The organism is Arthrobacter sp. JCM 19049, assembly GCF_001310435.1.
This window is the reverse complement of record NZ_BAXF01000672.1, coordinates 1-979: the sequence shown is the minus strand read 5'-3', so window position 1 is coordinate 979 and position 979 is coordinate 1. Positions and strand designations below refer to the sequence as shown.

Below are 979 nucleotides of genomic sequence, written 5' to 3'. Positions count from 1 at the left end.
ATGCGAACCCGCCGACCCCGCAGTACAGGTCCCAGACGCTGGCCGGCTGCAGCTGCCGCACCCAGCTGGCGGCCTGGCGGTACAGGGCGGCGGCGATCGGCGTGTTGGTCTGGAAGAAGCCCTGCGGGCGCAGGTGCATCCCAATGCCGTTCAACTCCATCGGCAGGGTCTGGGCGGCGCTGAGCACGATCTCCTCACTGCCTTCGAGCACGGCCTTGTGCTCGGGCAGGAAGTTCACCGAGACCACCTTCGCCGCGGGCAGCGCCTTGGAAAACAGCGGCAGCGAATCGCGCAGCGCCACGAAGTGCTTCTTGGTGCGCAGCACCCAGCGCACCATCAGCTGCCCGGAGGGGGCCAGGGTGATGATCACGTGCTTGAGCTCACCCTTGCGCCGCGGCACGTCATAGGGGATCAGCCCCAGCTGGCGGATGAAGCGTTCGATGACGGGAAACGCGGCGCGCAACGCCGGGTCGCAGACCCCGCAGTGGCGCAGGTCCACCCCGTGCCCGTCCGCGTCCAGGATCCCGATGGTCGGGTTCTCGCTGGTGCCGGAAATCACCATTTTCGCCTTGTTGCGGAACCCTGATTCGACGCTGGGCTGCGGGGGCAGGAAGCGCAGCTGCTCATGCCCGGCCAGCAGCTGGGCGCAGTGCTCGGCCTTGCCCTGCAGCTGCTGCTGGTAGGGGCGGGTCATTTGGCTGCAGGAACGGCACCGGCCGGCCGAGAAGTAGAGGCATTGCATGATGCTGGCCATGTTATCGAATCCGCCCCGCTGCCAACTAAGTGAGCTCGACGCTGATTGCCCGGGATTTTTCAGGTTCCGGCGATAGGCTCAAACCCAGTTGCTTCGCTGGGGCGTAGCATGATGACCGCACTCGCAACCCCGGAAAGACAATGGTTCAGCAGATTCGACGCCGCTCGCTTCGTCGTCCCCTGGCCTTCACGGCCCTGCCCTTGGCCGCTGCGCTGGGCGTCAGCG

At 66.4% G+C, this 979-nt stretch carries 1 protein-coding gene; it reads right to left on the bottom strand.

What is annotated here, in order from left to right; translation table 11 throughout:
* On the bottom strand, positions 1-754 hold a 754-nt coding region (locus JCM19049_RS15420), incomplete at its 3' end, for a 23S rRNA (uracil(747)-C(5))-methyltransferase (protein WP_306420830.1).
* Between the last annotated feature and the right edge of the window lie 225 nt (positions 755-979).